Consider the following 15246-nt stretch of genomic DNA (forward strand, 5'->3'; position numbering starts at 1 on the left):
CTAACCTTCCGCAGGGGCGGGCAGGCCGGGCGGTGTTCCGGCCGGCTTTCCGGACAGGGAACCCAGCTCGGCTGACGTGGGCGGGTTGGCCCCCGGCCGGGAACACGTGATGGCGGCGGCCCTGTTCGCGTAGGCCGCCAGGGCATCCAGGTCTTCGGGGGAGAGGCTCCGCAGGCGCGGCCTGTTGGCGGCACCGAGCGCGTCCCGTTGCGCCAGGCCGGCGATCAGGGCGGCCATGAAGGAGTCGCCCGCCCCCACGGTGTCCGCCACGGCGACCGTTTCGCCGGGCATCTCCACGCGCCCCTGCCGGGTCAGGACCACCGGTCCGTCCGCGCCGCGCGTCAGCGCAACCAGTGCCGGTCCCAGCGCCAGCCACGCGGCAAGGGACTCGTCCAGGGTCCTGCCGGGGTAGAGCCAGCGCAGGTCCTCGTCGCTGGCTTTGACGATGTCACTGGCGGCCACAAAGTCCTCGGCTTCACGGCGTGCGGCTTCAACATTCCCGCTGATGGCCGGCCGGCAGTTGGGATCGAAACTCACCGTCGCGTGCGGGCGTGCCGCTTCGGCCAGGCCCCGGACGGCCTTGTTGCCGGGTGCCAGGACCGTGGCGATGGATCCGGTGTGGACATGCAGCGAACCCTGCACCGCGGCAAGGGCCGGGATGGAGGCCCCGTTGACGTCCCAGCTGATGTTGAACGTGTACTCGGCTGCGTCGGTAGCGTCCAGGGACGCCAGCGCGGACGACGTCGGCAGGGAACCTCCCACGATCGGTTCAACATTGTTGGTGCGCAGGTGGTCAGCGATCAGCTTCCCGTGCGCGTCGTCGCCATAGTGCGTGACCAGCCTGGTCCCCAGGCCCAGCCGCGCGCACCCTACCGCAACGTTGAGCGGGCTCCCGCCCGGGTGCACCTGCTGCGCGGAGCCCCGGCCGGGGGCTTCAATGATGTCAACGAGCGACTCGCCGATGACGGTGATCATGGTCAGCGGCCCGGGTAGACAACGGCTTTGAGCTGGCCGGGCTGCTTGCCCGCCTTGAGCGCGTTCTCGGAGTCCGCGAGTGGAAACCTGCCGGTGACCAGGATGTCCAGGTCCACCTTGCCGTCCGCGATCAGCTGGATGGCCAGCGGCCAGGTGTTGGTGTAGCGGAACACGCCGGAGAGCCAGATCTCGCGGTTCTGGATGTAGGAGACGGGGAGTTCGACGTCGTCCGCGCCCAGGCCGACCAGGATGACTCTAGCTGCAGGGGCCACGGCCTTGATCCCGGCGCGGACCGCCTGCGGTGCGCCGGACGCGTCAATGAACGCGTCGACGTCGAGCCCTTCCACGCTGTCCGTCTTTGCGTTGAGCGCGTGCGTGGCGCCGTGTTCGAGGGCGAAGGCGAGCCGGTCCTCGGCGATGTCGGAGATGTAGATCTCGGTGGCGCCGTACGCGCGGGCGGCCTGGGCGGCGATGATGCCGATTGGCCCGGCGCCGGCGATCAGGACCCGGCTGCCGGGCTTGATTTGTGCGCGTTCGCAGGCCCAGAGCCCTACGGAGAGCGGCTCGATGAGGGCGGCAGCCTCGTCGCTGACGCTGTCCGGGATGTCGTAGGCGAAGTCTGACTGGATGGTGACGTATTCGGCGAAGGCGCCGTCAACGGGCGGGGTGGCGTAGAACTCGATGTCCGGGCAGAGGTTGTAGCGGCCGGCCTTGCACTGCTTGCACGTGCGGCAGGGGCGCTGGGGCTCGACGGCGACGCGCTTGCCGATCCGGGCGGGGTCAACGGCGGATCCGACGGCGGCGATCCGGCCGGAGAGTTCGTGGCCGAGGATGAGCGGGTGGTCCACCACGTAGGGGCCGATCCGGCCGTGCTCGTAGTAGTGGACGTCGCTGCCGCAGACGCCGACGGCGGCGACCTGGACCAGGACCTGGTCGGCGTCGAGCTGCGGGAGGGGCAGGGTTTCCATGGCCATCTCGCCCTGGCGCTTGAGGAGGGACGCGCGCATGGTGGCCGGCAGGCCGGAGCCGGTGGCCGGGGACTGGGTGGTTGTTGTGGTCATCGGAGTGATCCTTCTGAGTGTTGGGCGGGCTGGTTTATCTCACGGCCTGTTATTTCACGGCGCCGAGGGAGAGTCCCTGGACGAGCTTGTCCTGGGCGGCGAACCCCGCAAAAAGCACGGGCAGGGAGATGACGACGGCGGCCGCGCACACCTTGGCGAGGAAGAGGCCCTGGCTGGAGACGAAGCCGGTGAGGAAGACCGGGGCTGTTCCGGCCATGACGCCGGTGAGGACCCGGGCGAGGAGCAGTTCGTTCCAGCTGAAGATGAAGCAGATCAGGGCGGTGGCGGCGATCCCCGGCATCGCGACCGGGGCGACGACGGCGCGGAGGGTCAGGAGCAGGCCGGCTCCGTCGATCTGGGAGGCTTCGAGCATTTCCACCGGGACTTCGGCGAGGAAGGACCGCATCATCCAGACAGCGATGGGCAGGTTCATGGAGGTGTACATCAGGACCAGGAACCAGATGTTGTCCAGCCCGCCGATGGTTTTGGCGAACAGGAACAGCGGCAGGACCGCGGCGACGATGGGCAGCATCTTGGTGGAAAGGAAGAAGAACATTACGTCCGTCCACTTCTTGATCGGCCTGATCGAGAGGGCGTACGCGGCCGGGATGGCCAGGACCAGCACCAGCACGGTGGACAGGACGGACGCGGTGGCTGAGTTGATCAGCGGCGGCCAGGGGCTGACCCCGGAGCTGGCGCCGAAGAATTCCGCGTAGGCATCAAGGGTCAGTGGTGCGCCGATGGACGGCGGGTTGGTGGCGGCATCCGTTTCGGAGTGGAAGGAGGTCAGGATCATCCAGAGGACCGGGGCCACGAACAGCAGGGCCAGCAGCCAGGCGGCGATGCCGGCGGCGGTGTTGTTGCGCGTCGGGTCCATCCGAGACTTGCCCCGGCCGGATCTTCCGAATCCGCGGCGGCCGGACCCGGTGTTCGGGTCGGTGGGCGGTGTTGAACGGGCGAGGCCCGGCTTGCGGGGTTCGGCAGGAGTGAGGGTGCTCATCGTGCTGCCTCCTTCTTGAAGAGTGAAAAGACGGTGCGGAGGGCGAAGGTGGCCACGATGATGGTGCCGATGACCACCACGACGCCTGTTGCTGAGGCCAGACCGTATTCATTGGCGAAGTAGAAGGTCTGGTAGATGGAGTACGGCAGGTTGGCCGTGCCCAGGCCGCCCGAGGTGAGCGTGAAGACGGCGTCGAAGTTCTGCACGATGTAGATGGCGCCGAGCAGGCCGCCCAGTTCCAGGTACTGGCGCAGGTGCGGCAGGGTCAGGTGGCGGAAGATTTCCCAGGGGCTGGCCCCGTCCATCTGCGCCGCTTCCACGGTGTCCATGGGCCGGGACTGCAGCCCGGCGAGCAGGATGAGCATCATGAACGGCGTCCACTGCCACACCAGCGAGAGGATGACGGCGGTCAGGGGTGCCTGCGAGAGGAGGTCCGGCTGTGGCGGGGTGCTGCTGCCGAAAAGCGACCAGACCCAGGTCAGGATGCCGTTGATCAGGCCGTACGTCGGGTTCAGCAGGGCGTGCTTCCATACGAGGGCAGCAGCTACGGGAACCACCAGGAACGGTGCGATCAGCAGGGTGCGGGCCAGCCCGCGGCCAATGAACTTCTTGTCCAGGAGCAGGGCCAGGACCAGACCGATGACCAGGCTGGCCAGGACCACCGAGACGGTGAGGACGATGGTGGTGAAGATGGCCTGGCGCAGGTCCGCGTTGGTGAGGACCTCCACGTAGTTGCTGAAACCCGCGAATCCCGTCTGGTCCGGGCGGAGGCTGTTCCAGTTCAGGAAGGAAATGATCAGGGTGGCAGCAAAGGGAAGCTGCGTGACGATAATGAGGAAGACCAGGGCCGGCAGCAGCGGCGCGCGCCGTGCCCACGCCGTGGCGCGTTCACGGGCCCTGGCGTCTTTGGAAGGTTTGGGGGCGCTGTGCCCTGAACGGGCGACGCGCGCTGTTGCGGAAGTCATCATGTTCTCCTGCGGTTCTGTGGCCCGCCCGCAGGGCGGGCCACAGAACCGATTGGTGGGTGGTTACTTCTTGTACTTGTCGCCGATTTTCTGGGCGGCTTCCTGGCCCTTGGCCAGTGCGTCCTCCACGGTGCCCTGTCCGGCTATCGCCGAGCTGACGCCCTGGGAGACTGTGGTGCCAAGGTCGGCGAACTCGGGGATGCCGACGAACTGGATGCCAACCACCGGACGTTCCTGCACACCCGGGTTCTTCGGGTCGGCGTTCTCAATGGCGGAGCGTTCGGCCTTGAAGAACGGTGCGGCCTTCTGGAACTCGGCGTTCTCGTAGGTGGAGATGCGCTTGCCGGATGGAACCTTGGCCCATCCCAGCTTCGAGGCGACCAGTTCTTCATACTTCTTCGAGCTGGCCCAGGCGATGAACTTGCCCGCGGTGTCCTGCTTCTTGGACGCAGCCTGCACACCCCAGGACCAGGTCCACAGCCAGCCCGAGGAGTCGGTCTTCTTGACCGGGGCCTGGGCGTAGCCGATCTTGCCCTTCACCGGCGAACCCTCCGCTTCAAGGGCGCCCGCTGCAGAGGTGGCGTCGTACCACATGGCCACCTTGGACTGGCTCATGTTGTTCAGGCACTCGGTGAACCCGGCCTGGGCCGCGCCGGCTTCACCGTGCTTCTTGACCAGGTCCACGTAGAACTTGGTGGCCTCGGTGAATTCCGGAGCATTGACTTTGGCGTTCCAGTCCTTGTCGAACCAGGTGCCGCCGAAGGTGTTCACCACGGTGGTCAGCGGCGCGAAAACCTGGCCCCAGCCGGGCTGGCCGCGGAGGCAGATGCCCTTCATTCCCGGCGCGGCGCCGTCGGCCTGGGCGGCGAGCTCGGCCACCTGGTCCCAGGTGGGCTTCTCCGGCATCGTCAGGCCCTTGGCCTCAAGGATGTCCTTGCGGTACATCAGGAAGGACGACTCACCGTAGAAGGGTTCGCCGTAGAGCTTGCCGTCCTTGCCCGTCAGGGACGCCGTGTAGGCGGGAAGAATGTCGTCCTGGTTGAATTCGGCGTCCTTGGCCACACTGTCCAGCGGGGCCAGCCACTTGTTGGCGGAGTAGAACGGGATCTCATAGTTGGACAGGGACGCCACATCGTACTGGCCGGCCTGGCTGGAGAACTCCTGGCTGATCTTGGCCCGGACGTCGTTCTCCGGCAGGATCGTGTAGTTGACCTTGATCCCGGTGTCCTTGGTGAAGTTGTCTGCAGTGAGCTTCTGCAGGTCCTCCATCTGGGGATTGTTCACCATCAGGACATTGATGCTGTTCTGGTCACCGGCAGCAGTGCCGCCGCCGGCACCGGAGCAGGCCGATGCGGAGAGTGCGATGCACAAGGCACCGGCAGCCAGCGTGGCAGTGCGCATTTTTGGGCGCATTGAGGACTCCTTTGTTCTTCAGGGGGTGCGCAGTCACCACATCCGACTGCTGCGTCGGGATGCCTGACCGTGGCGCGGCGTGAGATCGGGAAGCCGATGTGCCGCTGATGTTCCTCAAGATTAGGCCGGTGGCGTGGGGCACAACTAGCGCCGTGGTTGCCGATTTCTGATACTAATTTTCCGCAGCAGGTCCCGGCATTAGGCGCTACTCTGGGGAAAGGTCCCTGGATCTTGTCCAGAATTCATAACCACTATGGGCGCGGAGAAACACATGACTGCCACGGACACAGCCGACGGAGCTGCGGCCCGGCTGGCCGAGAGGCTGCTCGGAATGCGGGCCAACCGGGAGATCATCCCGCCCGATCCCAACCACTCCGTCCGGTGGGTGGAACACAGCTACCCCAGCCCGGTGGCGCGGTGGAACTACCACCCCGAGTACGAGATCCACCTCATCCGCAAGGGCACCGGAAAGTTCATCGTGGGCGACCATATCGGCACGTTCGAAGCCGGGCACGTGTCCCTTGTCGGATCGGGGCTGCCGCACGACTGGGTTAGCGACCTTGAACCCGGCGAGGTGCTGGAGAACCGGGATGCCGTGATCCAGTTCGACGGCAAATGGGTTGAGCAGACGGCTTCGCTGGTCCCGGAGATGGCTGAGGTGAAGCCACTGCTGGAGCAGTCCCGGCGGGGGATCGAATTCCTGGGGCCCTCGGCGGAGAACGCGGCAGCCGCCATAGAAGCGATGGGTGCCAGCACGGGGCTGGTGCGGTTGCGCCACCTGCTGGACCTCTTTGTGGTGCTGGCGCGGGCTCCGCAGGAAGAACGGCGATACCTCGCGGACGAATGGTTCCGGCCGCAGCTGGATGGCCAGGCCGCCGCCGTGGTGGACATTGTGCTCGAGTACGTCTTCACCAACCATGCCGGCAGCGTGAAGATGTCCGAGGCCGCCGGGCTGGTGGGCATGTCCGAGCCCACCTTCTCCAAATACTTCAAGCGCGCTACCGGCCAAAACTTCAGTGACCTGGTGCGCAAGCTCCGGCTTGCACATGCCCGCCGGCTGCTGGAGCACAGCGACAAGGCCATCTCGGAGATCTGCTACGAAGTGGGGTTCTCCAACCTTTCCAACTTCAACCGCCACTTCCTGAACGACGCAGGGGAGACGCCGAGGAACTACCGCCAGCGCGTTCAGGGCTGAGGATCTCCTGGCAGCCGGCAGCTGGGCCGGGAACTACTGGCTACCCTTGATTTTCCGCCAGCCGCCCGCGCGGTTGGTTTCGATGATTGCCCGGAACATCTCCAGCAGGGCATCCTCGTTGATTGGATCGTCCGCGTAGTAGGAAATCATCCGGCCCGTCTTGTTGCCGTGGCCGCCCGTGATGATGTTGTGCGGGTCCGGGGTGAGCCCGCCGTCGTACAGGAAAACATTGACGTGGTCTTTGGTGGCGAGGAGGGCGCAAATGTTGCCCTGAAGCACGAAGTACGGCTGGACCGTGCGCTTGATAGTCTCCTCGACGCCAGGGTCGGCAGCATGGACGAGGTCCCGCACCTTCAGGCAGACGGCCTGCTGCCAGGGCGGGAGTGCGCCGATGTACTGGTCAACACGTGGATCCTTCCGGTAGGTCATCCTTGAACTCCTGACAGGACTGTTACTGGCCGGGCAGCGCTCGTAGGGTGGGGCCATGGCTGATACATTTTCGTCCCTGATTGAAGCATTCAAGAACGTTGGCGTCTCCAAGGCCTATGGTGCGCCCGTCCAGCTGGGCGGGGAAGAGGTCATTCCCGTGGCGCTGGTGTCCTTCGGGTTCGGCGGCGGCGGGGAGGCCGGGCAGGACGGCGCCTCCGGTGGCGGGGGTGGCGGGATGGTGCTGCCGCTCGGCGTCTACCGGAACGTCGGCGGGCAGGTGGCTTTCCGGCCGAACACCGTGGTTGCCCTGATGTGCCTCGTCCCGGTCATCAGCGCTGTGGGCGCAGCCGTCCGGAAGGCGATCCTCGCGGCAAAGAAGTAGCGGGGACGCCCGGCGCCACGGGGCTGCGCAACAAGGCCCGGGTTCACTGCGCACGGACTGCTCCTGCGCACCGACGCCGGGCCTCACTGCGCCAGTCCGCGGCGCAGGGAGCTGCCATGGAGCTGGAACTGCCGTCCGCCGTCGTACATCCCTGCGGGGCTAGGATGGCCGCATGGGTGACGTAGACGATTCCCTTGCCGCGTTGGACGAGCCGGAGCGCGGCTGCCTGCAGCGTGTCATTGCGGCGGCGCGGCGCGTGGTCCCGGAGGCCGACGAGGGCCGCAGCTACGGGATGCCGGCACTGAAGGTGGACGGCAAACCGCTGATCGGCGTGGTGGCGGCAGCCAAGCACCTGTCCATCTTTCCGTTCTCGCCCGAGGTGGTGGACGCCGTCGCGCCCAAGCTGGCGGGCTTCTCGCTGTCCAAGGGTACTGTCCGGTTCACGCCGGACCATCCCGTCCCCGAGGAAGTGGTGGAGGAGATGGTCCGGCTGCGGCTGGCGGAGATCCGGAAGTAGCGCCTAGAGCTGCGCGGGGTCCAGGGGCAGGGGAGTGATCGGCTGGTCGTTCGCGGTCAGGTCGATGCCCAGGTCCTTGGCGAACACCAGGCGGGTCTCCTTGTAGATCCCCGCGTGGTTCTCATCCAGCTCGAAGACGCGCGCGCCGCGGAGCCGGTTCCGGTCGGCGCCCGGCAGCCCGTAGGCGCCGAACCCCGTCCCGGGGGCGTAGCCGAGTTCCACGCCGTAGTAGTTGCCCACGTAGGTGTTGACGTGGTCGTGGCCCACGAAGTAGCCGCGGACGTCCCCGCGTTCCAGGAAGGCGTTGAACAGCCCGGAGTTGAAGGGGCCGGGGCACTCGTCCTCGTTCCGCTCGCCCACGATGCCGTGCTTCTTCACCGCCCGCTGGTGGTCCGCGTCCGTCCGGGAGTCGATGCTGGCGAACCACATGCTGCGGTGTTCGTGCAGGGCGATGTGCCCCCACATCAGGGAGGGGATCTTCCTGCCGTACTTCTGCTCGGTGGCCATGGAGAGGTTGCGGTACCAGGCCACCTGGTCCATGCGGACCCAGTCCCAGTCCGGGTAGCCCTCGAAGTCCTGGCCGTTGATGGTGTCCGGGGCGTAGCGGCCGGTGTCGATCAGCCAGAGGCCGAAGGCTGGGTCCTTGGATTTCGAGGACTGCACCAGCAGCAGCGAGTTGGACGTGCCGGTGAGGCCATCGGTGGAGTCGCCGTTGACGTTGAATGCGTAGCTCTGCAGGAACTGCAGCATCCTGGCTTCGGTCATGCCGGTCCTCGCCACCGAGTCCTCGTCGTGGTTGCCGAACGTGACGGCCCACGGGATCTGCCGGCGTTCCATCGGCTGGACCACGTGGTTCAGGGCCTGCTTGACCTCGAGTTCGGTGTCGCAGCCGCCGTTGATCACGTCCCCGTTGATCACCACGAAGTCAGGCTTTTCGGCATCCAGCGTGCGGTCCATGAGCTCGATGGTGCGGCGGTCCGTCTGCTCGTCGTCCTGGGTGTCGTTGAACTGGATCACCTTGAACCGGCCGTCCGGGCGGAACGCGAGGGCGGGCTTTGGGGCCTTCGTTCCCGGTGCTGCGTTGGCTCCGGTTCCGGCCGCCGCGGTCATGCCGAGTGCGCCCAGGGTTCCGGCTGCCGCGAGGGCCGCCCGCCTGCTGAAGTTGGGCTGGTTGAGTTTGATGGTCATCGCTGCCTCTCTGCATTGTTGCGGCCGGGTTCCGGCCGCCGTCACCTGCGAGGGTAGGAAGCCCGGGCATCGGGGTGCCTAACGCATGGTGAACGGCACGTGCGAAGCTAGCGTCTAAGGGACACGTACCGGGAGGGACCTGTGAAAACCAACGAACTGCTGCTGGACGCCTTCGGCCGGATCCGCGAGAACGTGGAGGCCACCCTTGACGGGCTCGACGGCGGGACGCTTGCCTGGCGGCCGGCCGGCACCGGCAACTCGATTGCCTGGCTGATCTGGCACCTCAGCCGCGTGGAGGACGCGCAGGTGGCGGACGTCGCCGGCCGCGAACAGGCCTGGACCGCCCAGGACTTCGTGGGCCGCTTCAACCTTCCGCTGGACCCCCGCGACACCGGCTACGGCCATTCCACGGAGCAGGTGGATTTGGTGCAGGCTGAGCCGGAACTGCTGCTGGAGTACTACGACGCCGTCCACCGGCGGACCGTGGAGTTCCTGCAGGACCTCGGGGACCGGGACCTTGACCGCGTCGTGGATAACCGGTGGGACCCGCCCGTCACCCTTGGCGTGCGGTTGGTGAGCACCCTGGCGGACTGCCTCCAGCACGTGGGACAGGCCGCATACACCAAGGGCCTGAAACAGGTGCGGGGGCAGTAGCAATCCCCTATTTCCGTAGGCACATTTCGGTTCCATAATGGCCACATAGGCTTCGGGGACCCTCGCGCCAATGACGGCTGGCGGGGCACGCAGAGTCCCAGGTGGCCGCCCCGGAAAACAGGCGCGACGGGCGGCCCTGCGTTCCCGGACTTGGTGGTTCGGGTCCGCGCCCGGGGGAGAGCAACCGCCGCCAATACAAGAATGCACAAAGGAAATCACCATGCTCAAAGATTCGGCAATCATGGCTGTCCTTCCCGCAAAGGACATTAACAGGGCCAAGGATTTCTATCGGGACAAGCTGGGGCTGGAGCCTTCCGAGACAGTGGAGGACAACCTGGTGTACCGCTGCGGCAAGGGAACAAGCTTCCTTGTGTACCAGACGGAAAATGCGGGCACGGCCAAGAACACCCAGATGGGGTGGGAGACGGACAACCTCGAGCGCGACATGGAGGAGTTGCGGGGCCGCGGCGTTGTCTTTGAAGACTATGACTTCCCCGGACTGAAGACAGAGAACGGCGTTGCCACTGACTCATTTGGGAAGGGCGCGTGGTTCCTCGACAGCGAGGGGAACATCCTCAATATCGCCCAGCGCGCATAGCAGCAGCCACAAGCCCGCGTGAGCACGGTGCCCGCGCGGGCTGAGCCCTGCCTGTTCACCACCAGGTTGGCCGCACACGCAGCGATTGTTACGCCCCGAATCCTCCGTGCCGCAACAACCATCAAGCCTTGATCAAAGTTAACGCAGGTTCTCCCCAGTTTCGGCGTCCTCTGCGGTTCGGGGAAATAGGTTCTTTCCATAACCAGTTTTGGCTAAGCAAAAGGCCCGGCTTATTGCCGGGCCTTTATTTAATGGGGAAACATTGCCGCCACGCGCCTTCACCTTCACCGTCGCTGGGATCAGCGCCCTGCTGGTCCTTCCGGTCCTCGTCGGCTGCGCGGGCCCTCCCGGCCTGAAGGCCGCCTCGCCGGAAACCACAACTTCGCCAGCCGCCGCTGCGGCGGGCGCAACCGCCAAAGCAACGCCGTCGTCGTCGTCCGTCCAGGAAACGGGCGCACCGCTTGATCCCGAAACCACGAACCTGATGCCGCAGGCCGCGGCCGTGGCGGCTCCAAGGACGCAGCCCGCGTTCGCCACCAGGGCGATCGACCTGTTGGCCACCCTTCCCATCAAGGGCCGGGCGCCCAAAACGGGGTATGACCGGGCGCTGTTCGGGCAGGCGTGGCTGGACGTTGACCGCAACGGCTGCGACACCCGCAATGACATGCTCAAGCGGGACCTCACGGGCATCACCTACACCAACAGCGTGCCTTGCAAGGTGCAGTCGGGGACGCTGGTGGACCCGTACACGGGCGCCACCATCAGTTTCCTGCGGGGGAGCGGGACCAGCAGCAAGGTGCAGATCGACCATGTTGTTGCGCTCAGCGATGCGTGGCAGAAGGGCGCCCAGCAGCTCACCACTGAACAGCGGACGGCGTTCGCCAATGATCCGCTGAACCTCCAGTCCACGGACGGCCCCACCAACATGAAAAAGGGCGACGGCGACGCGGCCACCTGGCTGCCGCCGAACAAGGGCTTCCGCTGCGAATACGTCTCCCGGCAGATTTCAGTGAAGGCTACCTATAGCCTGTGGGTCACCAAGGCCGAGCACGACGCGATGGCCAGGATCCTGGCCGACTGCCCGGGCCAGTTGGCGCCCACAAACCAGGAGGCACCTGCCACTCCGGCGCCCGCACCTGCTGTGGCGCCGGCTCCGGTAGTGGCGCCGCCGGCCCCTATTGCTCCGGCCCCGGTTGCGCCGGCTCCCGCTGCGCCGGCACCTGCTCCGGCCCCGCCTGTGGTGCCCGCCCCTGCCGCTCCGGCGCCCGCGGCCGCTTACTACGCCAACTGTGCCGCGGCCAGGGCTGCCGGTGCAGCACCGCTCTTCGCCGGGCAGGCGGGCTACCGGGCCGGCCTGGACCGTGATTCCGACGGCGTAGCCTGCGAGGGCTGACCCGCCCGCATCCCCGATCTTTCCGCATCACCATCACCAACATTTCCTAGGGGGAAAAATGAAACAGACGCTGACATTAGTTGTGCTGACCGGATTAATGCTGACCGGTTGCGGAGGCAAGCAGGAGGCCGTGCAGCCGGCAAAAACCGCGACGGCTGTTGCGGCGGTTGCAGAGGCAGTCACTGTTCCGAGCGTTATTGGCCTGCCCCTGGATAAGGCCACCGAGCAGCTGGAAGGACTCGGGCTCAAGGTTGAGGCTGTGGACACCATCGACGGCAAGTCGATCATCCTGAAGAAGAACTGGCAGGTGACCTCCCAGGATTCCGCGGACGGTTCAAGTGCGCCCAAGGGCTCCACCGTTAACCTCGGCGTCACGTCCCTTGAAAAGCTGGCGGCGGAGAAGGCAGCAGCTGAGAAGGCTGCGGCTGAGAAAGCCGCTGCTGAAAAGGCGGCTGCAGAGAAGGCCGCGGCCGATAAGGCCGCAGCGGACCAGACCGCCGCACAATTGGCCGCCGAACAGGCCGCGGCACAGAAGGCGGCTGAAGCCGCGGCAGCTGCACAGGCTGCCCAGCAGGCTGCAAAGCCCGCACCGGCTCCGGCACCTGCTGCACCGGCGCCGTCGTCTGTCTACTACCAGAACTGCGATGCCGTTAGGGCGGCGGGCGCAGCGCCCCTCTATGCCAACCAGCCTGGCTTCCGGGCGGCCCTGGACCGCAATTCCAACGGAGTTGCCTGCGAGTAGCCGCTACCGCGCAAGTTCAATGTGCTGAATGCCGTGGATACCTTCGTTCTTGGAGGTATCCACGGCTTTCGTTTGCCATCGTGTCAGTTGACAGCGCTTTCATGGCCATGACCGTAGGCGACTCGCACCAGCCTTTCCGGTCTTGTAGTTGATGAACCTGAAAGAAAGCTGAAAATTCCCTAGACATTGGAATAATTCCAGGTTTAGGCTGAGCGCCATTGGGGGCCAAAGAAAAAATTCAGCTGGAGGCAAGGCATGCCACAACGCAGTAGATTGGTTGTTTTTGCAGCACTAAGTACCCTGGCGCTATCAACGTTCGGTCTCTCGGGCGCCACCGCCCACCCGGACGGCCAGCACGGCATGGACGAAGGGCACCTCGTCGGGACCGGGGAGTTCGGGAAGATTGACCTGGTGGATGTCGTCCCCCTGACGAAGACTCCCGACCTGATCGCAGATGTGAGTGTCTCGCCGGACGGAAACACCGCCTTCCTCGCCAACTGGGGCGAGCCTGACTGTGCGGGGCCGGAAACGGGCGGACAGACCAGCCCGGATGCCGGCGTCTACATCGTGGACATCACGGGCGTAGACCAGGGCACGGCCGGAGCGGCACCGAAACAGGTGGGGTTCATCCCATCCCACCAGGACACCCGCCCCGGCGAAGGCCTGCAGGTCGTCGAAATCAGCACCCCAAGCTTCACCGGTGAAGTCCTTGTGGTGAACAACGAGGCCTGCGGAAAGAACGCCAAAGGCGGCGTTTCGCTCTTTGACGTGACAGACCCGCTCAACCCGAAGAAGTTGTCCGAGAACTTCGGTGACCGCGCGCCGGGCAGCCGTGATTCCAATGAGATCCACAGCGCCTTTGCGTGGGATGCAGGGGACAAGGCCTATGTGGTGATGACCGACAATGAGGAGTTCACGGACGTGGACATCCTTGACATCACCAACCCGCACCGTCCGCGCCTGGTCGCGGAATACGACCTGAATGCCTTTGACGTGAATCAGCCCGACCTGGGGCTGACCGATTCTTTCCTTCATGACATGGTGGTCAAGGAAATCAACGGCCATTTCATCATGCTGCTTTCCTATTGGGACGGCGGCTACGTTCTCCTGAACGTTGATGATCCCGCCAACGCGGTATTCCTTGGGGACTCGGAATTCGCGGCAGTGGACCCCGAGCTCCTTGAATCCCTGGGGGTGTCCCTCACCCCTGAGGGCAACGCGCACCAGGCGGAGTTCACGGCGGACAACCGGTTCATCATCAGTACGGATGAGGACTTCGCCCCCTACCGCACGGACGATTTCAAGATCACCAGCGGAGCCCACCAGGGCACTTACCCCTCGGTGATTGTTTCCGGGGGCCAGGCACCTGCCGTCCTGCCGGACCTCACCCTGAATGGTCCTGTAGTGTATGGCGGCTACGCCTGCCCCGGCTCAGCAGCCGTTCCCACCCCGGAGAGCATCCCGGGATACCTGGAATCGCTGGCACCCGGGGAGGAAACCACCCTGGTGCTCCAACGAGGTCCGGTCGGTGACCCCAGTGCCCCGGAGGGAGCGTGCTTCCCGGGGGAGAAGGCCCATCAAGCAGCCCTTCCGGGCTGGGACGCCGTGCTTTTCGTCAACCACCACACGGGTGAGGCTGCCACAACTGAGCCGTTCTGCGGGTCAGGCGCCTTCGTGGACGAGATCGTTGCCGTCTGCACCACCCACGCGGCATTCCACCGGCTCTTCGAGCTGGCACCGCTGGATGCGCCGTGGACCTACCCCGAAGCCCTTCCCATCGGCACCGTCGGGGCGGACATTGAAGTGGGGTCCGTCTTTGACGGCTGGGGCTATGTCCACCTCCTGGACGCAACCACCCTGCAGGAGCTGGACACGTTCGCCATCCCCGAAGCCCACGATCCCGCTTACGCGCTCAAATACGGGGACCTCAGTGTTCACGAGGTAGCCGTGGACCCGCAGGATCCGTCCCTGGCCTACCTCTCGTACTACTCCGGCGGCCTCCGGGCCATCCAGATCCAGTGCAGCGACCCTGCCGACAACACCACCTGCGAACTGGTGGAAGTCGGCGGCTACCTGGATGAGGCAGGAAACGACTTCTGGGGAGTGGAAACGTTTGTTGGTGAGGACGGCATGACCTACGTCCTGGGCAGCGACCGGGACAGCGGCCTCTGGATCTTCACGGATCCGTAAACCCGGAACAAAACACGGAGGGGGGCGGCTGGGAGCCCCCCTCCGTCTTTTAAGCTCCGTCCTCCTTCACTGCGAGGTGAGCTCGCGCATCAGTCCGAGCTGTCCCAGGAACTCCAGCTGGTCGAAGTAGAAGTGGTGGGAGGTGATTTCCCCGTCCTTGACCGTTGTGACGTCGCAGCTCCTGATCCGGAGCGTCCTGCCCGTGGCCGGCAGGGTTTCGCCGGACGGCATGCGCAGCGGCCCGGTGTTGGTTCCCACGACGACGCCCTCATTGATCGCCACGTCCCCGGCCTCGTACTTGGCCGTGTGCTCGTACCGGACGTCCTCCATGGCCTCCCAGTAGGCGAAGAGGTGGCTGGTGATGGCATCACGTCCGCGGAGTTCCCCCTTGTCCGGGGTGTAGGCCACGGCGTCGGCGGCGTAACAGCGCGCCAGCGCCTCTTTGTCTTTTGATCCCATGGCCGCGGTGAGGCGGTCAGTGACTTCGCGTGCCTGTCCCATGTGTGGACCTCCCAATCAATGTAACTATTTGTTGGCGCCCGAA

The 15246-nt window shown here is 65.5% G+C and carries 16 protein-coding genes; 8 read left to right on the plus strand and 8 right to left on the minus strand.

The annotated features are described in order from the left end of the window. The 5 genes from ACQ3DC_RS09950 to ACQ3DC_RS09970 form a co-directional block, all read right to left on the minus strand. Complete coding sequence (locus ACQ3DC_RS09950; RefSeq protein ID WP_430752123.1) at positions 1 to 975, minus strand: carbohydrate kinase family protein; 975 nt, start codon at positions 973 to 975, stop codon at positions 1 to 3. A 2-nt stretch (positions 976 to 977) separates the two neighbouring features. Next, the gene (locus tag ACQ3DC_RS09955; RefSeq protein WP_430752124.1) at positions 978 to 2036 is read right to left on the minus strand and encodes an NAD(P)-dependent alcohol dehydrogenase; all 1059 of its coding nucleotides are present in this window, start codon (positions 2034 to 2036) and stop codon (positions 978 to 980) included. Positions 2037 to 2085: 49 nt separating this feature from the next. Beyond that, positions 2086 to 3036, minus strand: coding sequence for a carbohydrate ABC transporter permease (locus ACQ3DC_RS09960; protein WP_323056413.1), 951 nt, complete (start codon positions 3034 to 3036; stop codon positions 2086 to 2088). Next, positions 3033 to 4001: a carbohydrate ABC transporter permease gene (locus ACQ3DC_RS09965; protein WP_157238946.1), complete on the minus strand. Its 969-nt coding sequence runs from the start codon at positions 3999 to 4001 to the stop codon at positions 3033 to 3035. The genes ACQ3DC_RS09960 and ACQ3DC_RS09965 overlap by 4 nt, the downstream gene beginning before the upstream one ends. Before the next feature lie 63 nt (positions 4002 to 4064). Next, positions 4065 to 5414 (minus strand): ABC transporter substrate-binding protein, encoded by a 1350-nt coding sequence (locus ACQ3DC_RS09970; RefSeq protein WP_430752125.1) that lies wholly within the window; start codon positions 5412 to 5414, stop codon positions 4065 to 4067. A gap of 271 nt (positions 5415 to 5685) precedes the next feature. Between ACQ3DC_RS09970 and ACQ3DC_RS09975 the strand changes: the two genes are divergently transcribed. Further along, complete coding sequence (locus ACQ3DC_RS09975; protein ID WP_321215495.1) at positions 5686 to 6609, plus strand: AraC family transcriptional regulator; 924 nt, start codon at positions 5686 to 5688, stop codon at positions 6607 to 6609. 33 nt (positions 6610 to 6642) lie between these two features. Here the strand turns inward: ACQ3DC_RS09975 and ACQ3DC_RS09980 are convergent, their stop codons facing one another. Beyond that, the gene (locus ACQ3DC_RS09980; protein ID WP_157238944.1) at positions 6643 to 7038 is read right to left on the minus strand and encodes a DUF1801 domain-containing protein; all 396 of its coding nucleotides are present in this window, start codon (positions 7036 to 7038) and stop codon (positions 6643 to 6645) included. Between the two features lie 55 nt (positions 7039 to 7093). Between ACQ3DC_RS09980 and ACQ3DC_RS09985 the strand changes: the two genes are divergently transcribed. Next, on the plus strand, positions 7094 to 7420 hold the full coding sequence (locus tag ACQ3DC_RS09985; RefSeq protein WP_157238943.1) for a hypothetical protein: 327 nt from the start codon (positions 7094 to 7096) through the stop codon (positions 7418 to 7420). Positions 7421 to 7592: 172 nt separating this feature from the next. Next, positions 7593 to 7937, plus strand: a complete 345-nt coding sequence (locus tag ACQ3DC_RS09990; RefSeq protein ID WP_323056410.1) for an iron chaperone — start codon at positions 7593 to 7595, stop codon at positions 7935 to 7937. A gap of 3 nt (positions 7938 to 7940) precedes the next feature. On the opposite strand, the gene ACQ3DC_RS09995 is transcribed toward ACQ3DC_RS09990, so the two are convergent. Next, complete coding sequence (locus tag ACQ3DC_RS09995; protein ID WP_321215498.1) at positions 7941 to 9125, minus strand: metallophosphoesterase family protein; 1185 nt, start codon at positions 9123 to 9125, stop codon at positions 7941 to 7943. A gap of 141 nt (positions 9126 to 9266) precedes the next feature. On the opposite strand from ACQ3DC_RS09995, the gene ACQ3DC_RS10000 reads away from it, so the two are divergent. From ACQ3DC_RS10000 to ACQ3DC_RS10020, 5 genes are all read left to right on the plus strand, one after another. Continuing rightward, positions 9267 to 9779 carry a mycothiol transferase gene (locus ACQ3DC_RS10000; RefSeq protein ID WP_430752126.1) on the plus strand — a complete coding sequence of 171 codons (513 nt, stop codon included), beginning with the start codon at positions 9267 to 9269 and terminating at the stop codon, positions 9777 to 9779. Positions 9780 to 9999: 220 nt separating this feature from the next. Continuing rightward, entirely contained in the window at positions 10000 to 10377 is a 378-nt protein-coding gene (locus tag ACQ3DC_RS10005) for a VOC family protein (protein ID WP_157238940.1), read from the plus strand. A 262-nt stretch (positions 10378 to 10639) separates the two neighbouring features. Then, positions 10640 to 11770 carry a GmrSD restriction endonuclease domain-containing protein gene (locus ACQ3DC_RS10010; RefSeq protein WP_430752127.1) on the plus strand — a complete coding sequence of 377 codons (1131 nt, stop codon included), beginning with the start codon at positions 10640 to 10642 and terminating at the stop codon, positions 11768 to 11770. Between the two features lie 58 nt (positions 11771 to 11828). Beyond that, positions 11829 to 12512, plus strand: a complete 684-nt coding sequence (locus ACQ3DC_RS10015) for an excalibur calcium-binding domain-containing protein (protein ID WP_421092121.1) — start codon at positions 11829 to 11831, stop codon at positions 12510 to 12512. Between the two features lie 255 nt (positions 12513 to 12767). After that, positions 12768 to 14702 (plus strand): LVIVD repeat-containing protein, encoded by a 1935-nt coding sequence (locus tag ACQ3DC_RS10020; RefSeq protein WP_430752128.1) that lies wholly within the window; start codon positions 12768 to 12770, stop codon positions 14700 to 14702. A 66-nt stretch (positions 14703 to 14768) separates the two neighbouring features. Here ACQ3DC_RS10020 and ACQ3DC_RS10025 read toward each other — a convergent pair whose 3' ends face one another. Next, complete coding sequence (locus ACQ3DC_RS10025; RefSeq protein ID WP_421092119.1) at positions 14769 to 15203, minus strand: nuclear transport factor 2 family protein; 435 nt, start codon at positions 15201 to 15203, stop codon at positions 14769 to 14771. Between the last annotated feature and the right edge of the window lie 43 nt (positions 15204 to 15246).

It is taken from the genome of Paenarthrobacter sp. NEAU-H11, from assembly GCF_050573415.1.
In the GTDB taxonomy this organism is placed as follows: domain Bacteria; phylum Actinomycetota; class Actinomycetes; order Actinomycetales; family Micrococcaceae; genus Arthrobacter.

Excerpts from the sequence above, each read along its gene's own strand:
- ACQ3DC_RS09950 (WP_430752123.1), bottom strand. The coding sequence starts at position 975 with ATGATCACCGTCATCGGCGAGTCGCTCGTTGACATCATTGAAGCCCCC.
- ACQ3DC_RS09955 (WP_430752124.1), bottom strand. The coding sequence starts at position 2,036 with ATGACCACAACAACCACCCAGTCCCCGGCCACCGGCTCCGGCCTGCCG.
- ACQ3DC_RS09960 (WP_323056413.1), bottom strand. The coding sequence starts at position 3,036 with ATGAGCACCCTCACTCCTGCCGAACCCCGCAAGCCGGGCCTCGCCCGT.
- ACQ3DC_RS09965 (WP_157238946.1), bottom strand. The coding sequence starts at position 4,001 with ATGACTTCCGCAACAGCGCGCGTCGCCCGTTCAGGGCACAGCGCCCCC.
- ACQ3DC_RS09970 (WP_430752125.1), bottom strand. The coding sequence starts at position 5,414 with ATGCGCCCAAAAATGCGCACTGCCACGCTGGCTGCCGGTGCCTTGTGC.
- ACQ3DC_RS09975 (WP_321215495.1), top strand. The coding sequence starts at position 5,686 with ATGACTGCCACGGACACAGCCGACGGAGCTGCGGCCCGGCTGGCCGAG.
- ACQ3DC_RS09980 (WP_157238944.1), bottom strand. The coding sequence starts at position 7,038 with ATGACCTACCGGAAGGATCCACGTGTTGACCAGTACATCGGCGCACTC.
- ACQ3DC_RS09985 (WP_157238943.1), top strand. The coding sequence starts at position 7,094 with ATGGCTGATACATTTTCGTCCCTGATTGAAGCATTCAAGAACGTTGGC.
- ACQ3DC_RS09990 (WP_323056410.1), top strand. The coding sequence starts at position 7,593 with ATGGGTGACGTAGACGATTCCCTTGCCGCGTTGGACGAGCCGGAGCGC.
- ACQ3DC_RS09995 (WP_321215498.1), bottom strand. The coding sequence starts at position 9,125 with ATGACCATCAAACTCAACCAGCCCAACTTCAGCAGGCGGGCGGCCCTC.
- ACQ3DC_RS10005 (WP_157238940.1), top strand. The coding sequence starts at position 10,000 with ATGCTCAAAGATTCGGCAATCATGGCTGTCCTTCCCGCAAAGGACATT.
- ACQ3DC_RS10015 (WP_421092121.1), top strand. The coding sequence starts at position 11,829 with ATGAAACAGACGCTGACATTAGTTGTGCTGACCGGATTAATGCTGACC.
- ACQ3DC_RS10020 (WP_430752128.1), top strand. The coding sequence starts at position 12,768 with ATGCCACAACGCAGTAGATTGGTTGTTTTTGCAGCACTAAGTACCCTG.
- ACQ3DC_RS10025 (WP_421092119.1), bottom strand. The coding sequence starts at position 15,203 with ATGGGACAGGCACGCGAAGTCACTGACCGCCTCACCGCGGCCATGGGA.